At 46.7% G+C, this 8870-nt stretch carries 9 protein-coding genes and 1 pseudogene; 1 reads left to right on the forward strand and 9 read right to left on the reverse strand.

What is annotated here, in order from left to right; genetic code table 11:
* The 9 genes and pseudogenes from Q0236_RS12295 to Q0236_RS12335 form a co-directional block, all read right to left on the reverse strand.
* A pseudogene (locus tag Q0236_RS12295) lies at positions 1-395 on the reverse strand (hypothetical protein); the annotation flags it as partial.
* A gap of 1 nt (position 396) precedes the next feature.
* The gene (locus Q0236_RS12300; protein ID WP_297918534.1) at positions 397-978 is read right to left on the reverse strand and encodes a hypothetical protein; all 582 of its coding nucleotides are present in this window, start codon (positions 976-978) and stop codon (positions 397-399) included.
* Between the two features lie 508 nt (positions 979-1486).
* Positions 1487-2704: a type IV pilus twitching motility protein PilT gene (locus tag Q0236_RS12305; RefSeq protein WP_297918536.1), complete on the reverse strand. Its 1218-nt coding sequence runs from the start codon at positions 2702-2704 to the stop codon at positions 1487-1489.
* Positions 2704-3711 (reverse strand): transaldolase, encoded by a 1008-nt coding sequence (locus tag Q0236_RS12310; RefSeq protein ID WP_297918539.1) that lies wholly within the window; start codon positions 3709-3711, stop codon positions 2704-2706. The genes Q0236_RS12305 and Q0236_RS12310 overlap by 1 nt, the downstream gene beginning before the upstream one ends.
* On the reverse strand, positions 3704-4327 hold the full coding sequence (gene serB / locus Q0236_RS12315; RefSeq protein WP_297918542.1) for a phosphoserine phosphatase SerB: 624 nt from the start codon (positions 4325-4327) through the stop codon (positions 3704-3706). The genes Q0236_RS12310 and serB overlap by 8 nt, the downstream gene beginning before the upstream one ends.
* A gap of 31 nt (positions 4328-4358) precedes the next feature.
* The gene (locus Q0236_RS12320) at positions 4359-5093 is read right to left on the reverse strand and encodes a metallophosphoesterase (RefSeq protein WP_297918545.1); all 735 of its coding nucleotides are present in this window, start codon (positions 5091-5093) and stop codon (positions 4359-4361) included.
* A gap of 43 nt (positions 5094-5136) precedes the next feature.
* A complete protein-coding gene (gene argC / locus Q0236_RS12325; RefSeq protein WP_297918547.1) occupies positions 5137-6144 on the reverse strand; it encodes an N-acetyl-gamma-glutamyl-phosphate reductase in 1008 nt (335 codons plus the stop codon).
* A 1-nt stretch (position 6145) separates the two neighbouring features.
* Positions 6146-6637, reverse strand: a complete 492-nt coding sequence (greA, locus tag Q0236_RS12330) for a transcription elongation factor GreA (protein WP_297918550.1) — start codon at positions 6635-6637, stop codon at positions 6146-6148.
* A gap of 49 nt (positions 6638-6686) precedes the next feature.
* The gene (locus Q0236_RS12335) at positions 6687-7874 is read right to left on the reverse strand and encodes a lipid-A-disaccharide synthase (RefSeq protein ID WP_297918553.1); all 1188 of its coding nucleotides are present in this window, start codon (positions 7872-7874) and stop codon (positions 6687-6689) included.
* A gap of 68 nt (positions 7875-7942) precedes the next feature.
* On the opposite strand from Q0236_RS12335, the gene Q0236_RS12340 reads away from it, so the two are divergent.
* Complete coding sequence (locus Q0236_RS12340; protein WP_297918556.1) at positions 7943-8443, forward strand: hypothetical protein; 501 nt, start codon at positions 7943-7945, stop codon at positions 8441-8443.
* The last annotated feature ends 427 nt before the right edge of the window (positions 8444-8870 follow it).

An 8870-nucleotide genomic window follows, 5' to 3' on the forward strand; every position in this document is an offset into this window, starting at 1 on the left:
GTCTCAAACGTTATATACGCCGCATTGGGGCTATCGTTTTCGCTTTCAAATAGCTCGTTTAGAGGCACACCGCCGTAAGCGATATTTTGTGCTTCAATCATTTCAGATTGTCTTTTAAGCTCCTCTTTAGCGCCGCGCTTTCTGCCGCAGACAAAAAGCTCATCGCTCAAAAGCAGTTTTAACTCGCTAGTGCAAGCTAAAATTTCAAAACAATGTTTCGAGATAGCACGCACTAAAAGAACTTTGTGTGCATCCTTCGCATCCTCATTTATCGTGCCGTAGGGATTTACGTAGATGTAGTGCCTGCCGTTGTCTGCCTTAAAAAGATTGATGATTTCGTGCCCCAAGCTTTCGTTCAAATAGCCGCCAGAAAACATTCGATTTATAATTATCATCTCAGAATAAATTCCTATCTATATTTTTGGCGCTAAATTTACGCACGCATTCTCGTATGGCGTTACGTACCTCGTCGCGCTTTTGTTTATCGTAAAAATATAGTCCCGTCGCGCCGAAGCTTCCAAAGACGTAGAGATAATATCTCGTTTGGATGTCATTAATGTGCCGCCCTAACCTAGCGCTTTTGGGGCTTTTTGAGCTCATCCTAAAAAATTTAATCACCGCTAGGAAAATTTTAAAAATATTTGCGTTTTTTACCTCTTTTTTCTCTAAGCGCATATCCTCGATTTGATCTGCCGTGACGGTTCTGCTGCGCATTAAATTCCAATACGGCGCGCAGAGCAAAACAGCTACAATGCTATTTTCAACGTCGCTTCTAGGGAAGGTGATTTTACCTGTTTGCATATCGATTAAGTATCTTTTGTTTTTATTGTAGATCAAAATGCTTTGAAACGGCAAAAGCACTAAAATCACGACACCTACGCCTAATGGTAACAGTAAAATTCCAATGAGCAACGCCCATTTAAAATTTTTAAAAACGATCTCTAGCGCGGTATGGACGTCGATTATCTCGTATTTCATGAAATTTTCTTGCGATGAAATTTTAAAATTTTATTTATTTGATTGCTTGCGCGATTTAAATTCTAAAAAGCGCCGAAGCATTAAGACCTCAGCGCTTTTTAGATAAATTTCGCGACTAATTTCGACGCGAGATTATTTCTTTTTGCAACGTTTTTTGTCGCCAGCTCTTTGCGCAGGGGTTCTATAAGATCCCGCCTTGGTTCTGCCATCGTGGTTTCTTGCTCCATGACCCGCCATCTCCTGCTCCTTGTAAAAAAATATGTGTAATTATTCCCCCCCCCCTGAAATTTGGTTGAAATTTTGTTTATTAAAGATTAAATAAATAGAAATTTTATAAGATTAATCAGACGTGGAATTTTAATAGAAATTATAGATATTTTAAAATGAAATTTGAGGTAGTATATGCCCGCATAGCAGCGGGCAAGCAAATAAAATTCCGCCCGCCTAACGGCAGGCAGAATTCTTTAAAATTTTAAGTTGCAAAATTTAGAATTTTAAAATTTGCAACTCAGCGGATCTCTTTTAGCTGTACGACTTCGCCCGCAAGCATCTCTTCGGCGCTCTCTCCGGATTCTGCTGCCAAATCCCTTTTTTTGGCAAGATCGACGTTTTTGATCTGCAGATCGAGGTCGTTTCGCTTAGAGGCCTTATCCAGCGCCTCCTCACGGGTGATGACGCCGTCTCTATAAAGATCGAGCAGGTGCTGATCGAAGGTCTGCATGCCGTAGGTGTTGCGACCGTCGGCGATCGCGTCTGGAATTTCATCGTCACGCGCATCAAGTATCATATCCTTAATACGGGTGTTTTTGCGTAAAATTTCAACGACGGCCACACGTTTGCCCTCGATAGTACGGGCAAGGCGCTGAGAAATGACCGCCTCTAGGACGGATGCTAGCGTCATTCGGATACGCTCCTGCTCGGCTTGCTCAAACATCGCGATGATACGGTTTACCGTCTCTTTTGCGTCGATGGTGTGCACCGTCGAAAACACGAGGTGACCCGTCTCTGCGGCGTGAAGCGCCGTCTCGATCGTTTCCAAATCACGCATCTCGCCCACAAATATAACGTCCGGATCCTCTCGCAGCGCGGCGCGAAGCGAATCGGCGAAGTTGTTGCAGTCCTCGCCTATAGCGCGCTGATTGATGATGCATTTATCGTCTTTAAATACGAACTCCACGGGGTCTTCGATCGTAACGACGTGGCTGGTTCTTTGTCTATTTATGCGATTGATCATGCTTGCGATCGTTGTCGTCTTTCCGCTTCCCGTAGGGCCCGTAAGTAGCACGACGCCGCGCATAGCTGTGTCGCAAATATCTTTGATCGAAGGCGGCAGACCTAGATCGTCGATCTCTGGAATTTTAACCGGTATCGTTCGGAAAACCGCGCTGATACCGTCGATTTGAAAGAAAATATTAACGCGGAAGCGATAATCTTCGTTTAGCTTGTAGGTAAAATCCACGCTCTTTTTCTCGATAAGCTCCGGAAAGCGCGTGATGAGAAGCTCCTTAGCTAGTGTCATCGCATCTTCTTTCAAAAATGGCGTTTTGCTAAATTTTACCAGCTCGCCGTGGATACGACCTCTGATAACCGCGCCCGATTTTATATGAAGGTCGCTACCGCCATTTTGGATCAAAAATTCCAGATATTTATTTAGCCTATCTCGCTGCTTAAAATCCAGCGTAGAAGCGTCAACTTGATACTGCAAATAATCTATAGAACCCGCCATCATTTCTCCTTTTTAAGTGTTTTTATTATCTCTTTAAATGCCTCTTCAAAGGCTACTAGCCCGTCATCGAGTAGCTTTTTATACACCTTTTTCATATCGATCTTCGCATCCGCTACGCGCTCGAAAAATTCCTCTATCTGCGCGTCGCTCGGCGGCGTTTTGGGTTTTTGATCGCCGCTTACAAAAGCCTCTATGGTCTCAAGCGGTGCTGTGTTTACGCAGCCAGGATACATTAGCTCGCTTACGTAGTAGCCCTTCGGTAGATCGTCTCCTTTTACACCCGTGCTCGCAAACAGCGGCTTTACGTAGTTTAAATTTTCTTTAGCGATTATATTGTAGCATTTCGCGGCGTTCATTATGCCGATTTTGCCGGTAGGAAGGCCTGCTGCGGTCATTTTTTCATCTAATAACCTATCGAAGCGGCTAACGAAGATGCTAATTACGGTTTTTGGTAAATTTGCCTTCGGGAAGTAGCGACGAAAGCCCGCGATTCCCTCTTTTATCGCCTCGATGCATTTTACGGTCTGCTCCGGCGAAAAAACCAAAGTCGCGTTTACGCTGATCCCCTTTTTCAGCAGATCGCGCATCGCTTCGTAGCCCGCCTTGGTCGCAGGGATTTTGATCATTACGTTTGGCATGCCGATCGTGCCGTATAGGTGTTTGCCTTCGCGATACATCGCCTCGGCGTCGTCTGCGAAATATGGATCGACCTCGATACTCACAAAGCCGTCATCGCCGTTAATAAAATTTTTAAGCAGGCTCTCCGCCGCGCTTCTGATGTCCGCGGTGGCTAAAATTTCATACAGCTTTTTAGGCTCTTTTTTTCTAAATTCCTCTTTAGCCGTATCGTATGCGGGGGAGCTTAGGATTGCGTTTTTAAAGATCGCAGGATTGGAAGTTGCGCCGTTAATTATCCCTTTTTTGATCAGCTCGTCGAAATCTTTATCGATAAAATCGCGCTCCAAAAAGTCGCACCAAAGGCTGAAATTTAGGGCTTTATCATACATATTTCATAATCTCCTTCAAATCCTTTTTTTCAATGCAGACGCTCGCGTGCTCTTTTAAAATTTCATTCGCGCAAAAGGCGATTTTAAGTCCCGCCTCGCGAAACATCGAAACGTCGTTCGCGCCGTCTCCCACGCACATTACCTCGCTCGTCTCTAGACCCATCAGCGATTTAAGCTGCGCAAGCAGCGCGCCTTTTGAGTATCCAAACATCATCTCGCCGCCGAAAAGCCCGGTTAAAATTCCGTTTTTTTCATGCAGATAGTTCGCAAAGCTCGCGTCAAAGCCCAGTTTTTTCTGCGCGGCGTCGGTGGCTAGATGAAATCCGCCGCTAAAGACGATCACCTTTATGCCTTTATTTTTCAGATACGCGATGATCTCGCTAGCGCCGCAAACAAAAGGCAGGCTTTCTGCGATAGCTTTAGCATCGCTAAGCTTCATCCCCTTTATCAGCGCCACTCGCTCGCTAAGGCTCTCGAAAAAATCAAGCTCGCCCGCCATCGCGCGCTTCGTAATTTCGCTGACTTGTCGCTGCGTGCCCATTTTAGCGGCGAAAAAACCTATTGTCTCGCCGTCCATCAGCGTAGAATCAAAGTCGAAAACACAAAGCTTTATCATAAATATCCTCGCAAAAATTTAGGAATTATAGCTAATTTAAGTTTAAGTTTTTTGGAATTAGCATAAATTTTTCGCTTTTTGCGACCTCGTAAATTTTGCTCCTAACCCCGAACGAGCACAAATTTATATATTTTTTCTCGCCGAAATATAAAATTTCATCTTGATGATAGTGCCCCTCGATGATTAAATTTGCTACGTAAAAATCGATCTTCGGCGCGATTATGGCCTTAAAATCCGGCATTTTTCTGTAGAGGTTTTTCCCCTCCTGCGATTTTAAGATCATCTTTGAAATTTTAAATTTTAAAGCGCGATCGAGCAGATCCATAAATTTTAAAAAAGCTCTGTTTCGCAGCGAAAGCAGCGCAAATTGCGTGAGGCGCGGCAAAAACAGATCGCCGTGCGCGATCTGCACCGCCTCGCCGCTCTCGCAGATAAATTTCACGGGCTGCGCGCCGTTTGGATAAACTTTTGCGCGGGGGAAAATTTCGCGCAGATTAAAATCGTGGTTGCCCTCGAAGTAAAAAATTTCGCATTTTCGCGACAGCTCGTTTATTAGCGCGATCTCCTCTTTGTAGAAGCGCTGCACGTAGGTCGTGTTTGCCAAAAAATCAAACATATCGCCCATCATAAAAATTTGAGGCGGCGGCGTGGGTTCGGCCTTCAGCGCGCGCAAGAATTTCAAAAATTGCGGTCTGCTCGCGCCCGCGTGCGCATCGCCGATAAAGATCGCGCCCGGTTTTATCGCCTGAATTTGATCATTTTGCATCTAGGCTCCCGCGCGTAAAGACTTTTGCAAAAAAGTTCATCGCTTAAATTCCGTGTGCGATACGCGGCAACGCCGTAGCTTCGGCGAATCCGCACATTAAATTTGCGTTTGCGACCGCCTGCGACGATGCTCCGCGCAAAAGATTATCGATCGCCGAGTTGATCCAAATTTTATCGCCCGCAGTTTTTACAAAAATATCGCAAAAGTGCGTCCCTGCGACGTTTTTTATACTCACGGGCTCGCTTCGGACGCGCACGAAAGGCTCGTTTGCGTAAAATTTCCGCAGCACCGCCTCTGCATCCACGCTCTTTTGTAGTACGCCAAACGCGCTAACTAGCATTCCGCGCGTAATCGGCAGCAAATTCGGCACGAAAAGCGTGCTAAATCCGCCGCCTCTTAAAATTTGCAGCTGCTCTTTGATCTCGTCTGCGTGGCGATGCGAGATCGGCGAGTAGGCATTTGCGTTTTCGTTCGCGCTTACGAAATGGCTGCTTGCTTTAAGAGTCTTGCCTGCGCCGCTTACTCCGCTTTTTGCGTCGATAAATACGCCGAGGGCGGGATCTAGTAGCCGCATAAACGGCGCGAGCGCCAAAATAGAGCAGGTAGGATAGCAGCCCGGATTTGCCGTAAGCCGCGCCGTGCGGATCTTTTCGCGATTTAGCTCGGGCAGTCCGTAAACGGCGTGGGCTAAATTACGAGGGTCTAAATGTGCGGTGTAATTTTTCTCGTAAAGCTCGCGGCTTAGGCGGTAATCGGCGGATAGATCGACTACCCTGACGCTTTTAAATTTTAAAATTTCGCGGGCAAATTCCATCGCTTTTTCATGCGGCAGCGCTAAAAAAATAAGATCGCATCTTTGCGCCGCAACGCGAGCATCCGCGGCTTCTACGCGCATCTCAAACACGCCGCGAAGCTGCGGGAAAATTTCGCTTATCTCGCCCTGCGTCGAAGCACCCAAATATGAAATTTCAAAGCCCGGATGAGAAAGTAGAATTTTAATCAGTTCAAGCCCCGTATAGCCGCTAACGCCGATGATTCCCGCTTTTTTCATCTTATTTTCCAAATTTGATCGGCCTGTATTCGACGCTTAGAATTTCTACGTCGCGAGTGCCTGATGGAAGCTGAAGCACCACCTCATCGCCCTCTGCCTTGCCTAAAAGCTGGCGCGCGAGCGGTGTATTGATATTGATGAGCTTGCGCGAGATATCCGCTTCGCTAAGGCCTACGATCGTGTAAACCTCCTCCCGCTCGGTCTCTACGTCCATAAAGGTAACGGTGGAGCCGAATTTTACGCGGTCGTGCTCGTAGGTGGAAGGGTCGATGATTTTTGAGCGAGAAACGATGTCGCTAAGCTCGGCGATGCGCGAGAGCAGAAACGCCTGCTCTTCGCGCGCTGCGTGGTACTCGGCGTTTTCTTTCAGATCGCCGTGTCCGCGCGCGATGTCGATCTGCTGCACGATGTGAGGCAGCTTCACGCTCTGAAGCTCTTTGAGCTCGGAGGTGATCTTTTCATATCCGTAAAGCGTCATTGGTTCTGTCGTCATAATCTTCCTTTCTTTTTTATCAAATTATATAAGCTTTAGCCTTAAAATTTTAGCTCGCAGGCTGCGTTAAAATTTTTGCCACGTTTTCGCTGGAGCCGAATTTCAGATAATCTCGCAGCTTTTCGCTCGCAAGTTTAAATTTCGCGGCGTCGCAGCGCTCGTATGCGGCGAGTAGGTTTTGCGCGCTTACTTCGGATTGCAAAAGCTCCTCGTGCAGCGGCTCCTCGCCCAAAAAATCAAAAATAATATTCGCAAGCCCCACGTGTTTTAGCTTTACGAGCTTTCGCGCGAGCCAAACGTCAAACGCGCGAGCCTTGTAGCACAGCACGAACGGAGTGCCGATGAGCGCCGCCTCAAGCGTCGCCGTACCCGAACAGATGAATGCAAAATCGCAATCTTTAAGCGTAGCAGGAGTATCGTTTGCGATGCTAAAGCCGTCCAGAGCCCCGTAAATTTCATCTCTTTGATCCATCAGATGCGGCGGGATTATTAAGGTTCGCTCGCTATTTTCAAATTTAGGCGCAAGGGCTCTAAAAATCGGCATCAGTCTTGAAATTTCAGCCCTGCGCGAGCCCGGCATAAAGGCGATCTTGCCCTGTTTTTCGTAGCTTTGCTTTCGCAGCGTTATCTCATCTAATAGCGGATGCCCCACGAAAGAGTACTTTGCGGTTTTGGCGCTTTGGCTGCTTTGGCGCGCGGCATCCTCTTTCGGTGCAGCGTCTTTATCTTTTGTTTCTTGTAGCGCAGAGTCTTTGCTCTCTGCTTCTTGCGATGCAGCGCCTTTATTTTCCTCGCAATCCGCGCCGAAAAATTTTGCCTCAAAAGGCCAAATGGAGAGCAGATTGTCGCAGAATTTTTTCAGCTTCTCCGCTCTGTGCGGCTTCCATGCCCAAACCTGCGGCAGGATATAATATGAAATTTCCGCGCGCGCGCTGCTTTCTTTGATCGCGCGAGCAAGCGGTAAATTAAACGCGGGCGAGTCGATTAAAAGCACGCGATCGCACTCCGCCGCAAGCCGCGTCATCTGCGCCATCGCGCGCTTGGCTTTTAAAATAAGCGGCAGAATTTCAACAAAGCCCATCGCCGAAAACTCGCTACTTTCGTATATCGGCGAGCCCAGCTTTTCATCAAAAATTCCGCAAATCTCGCAAGCGGGATCGAGCCTTTTAAGATGCGCTAGAACCTCTTTAAAATGGAGGTTCGCCGAGGGTTCTAGGCAAGAGATTAGGTATTTCAAATTTAGCCTTTTAAATTTTTGTTAATTATAGCAAAATGTGCTAAAATTAAGCCGACAAAGGATTTAAGATGAGAAATTTTAAAATTTTAGCGTTATGCGGCGCGTTCGCGATGTTGCTGGGCGGTTGCGGTACGGCTAAATACCAAAAGCGTCAAGTCACCGAGGATCCCGCAGTAACGGCGCGTTTTGAGGCACTTAGTAAGCTAGGCTCGCCCGCACTCGTCGCTAAAGCCGCAGCTAGCGAGATCGCAGCAGACGTAGGCGGCGCCAAGCCCCACGTTAATGTGGCACAGTTTGCCTTCCTCGAAGAAATTAGCGCACAAGGAAGCGATCTGATCTATGCCTACTCGCTAAGCCCTGGCTGGGCGAGCCTGAAAAGCTCCGATCGGCAAAAATATCTCAAATTGCTAGCCAAAGATATTACCGAAAATGACTGCAACGCACCTAGTACGCGAGCTTTATTGCGAAGCGGAGTGCGTGAAGTGCACCGATTTTTCTACGATTATCCGAGCTCGCACCTACTTGATTCGCAGGTAAGCGAGGAGATATGCCGCAAAGCAGGGTTGTAGAAGACCTCGAATAATTTTATGCCGCGGATTTACATCGGCGCGAAAATTTAAAAGGCGAAATTTTGTGGCGAGTTGCGGAGTGCGGTCGCAAAATTTAATTTAAGAAATTTCGAAAGTGAAATTTAGGCGATGAAATTGCGTGGCAGGCTATAAAATTTGCAGCGAAAAAAGATAAAATTTCGTAGCAAAAAGACGGAATTTTTCTATGAATTTTGTAATCTAAGTTCGTGATGGAATTTTTGCGAAAAAATTTGGCACGATGAAATTTTACGCCACGCAAGGCTAAGTAGCAATTTTTGCATAGTAAAGAATTGAGCGCTAGAATTTTGCAGACGTAATTCCGCCCCGATAGGTCTGTTGTGAAATTTTAGCTAAAGAGAGAATATGAAAGAAATTTTAATTACTAACGACGACGGATTCGAAGCGC

The sequence above is a fragment of the uncultured Campylobacter sp. genome, assembly GCF_938031315.1.
GTDB lineage: Bacteria > Campylobacterota > Campylobacteria > Campylobacterales > Campylobacteraceae > Campylobacter_B.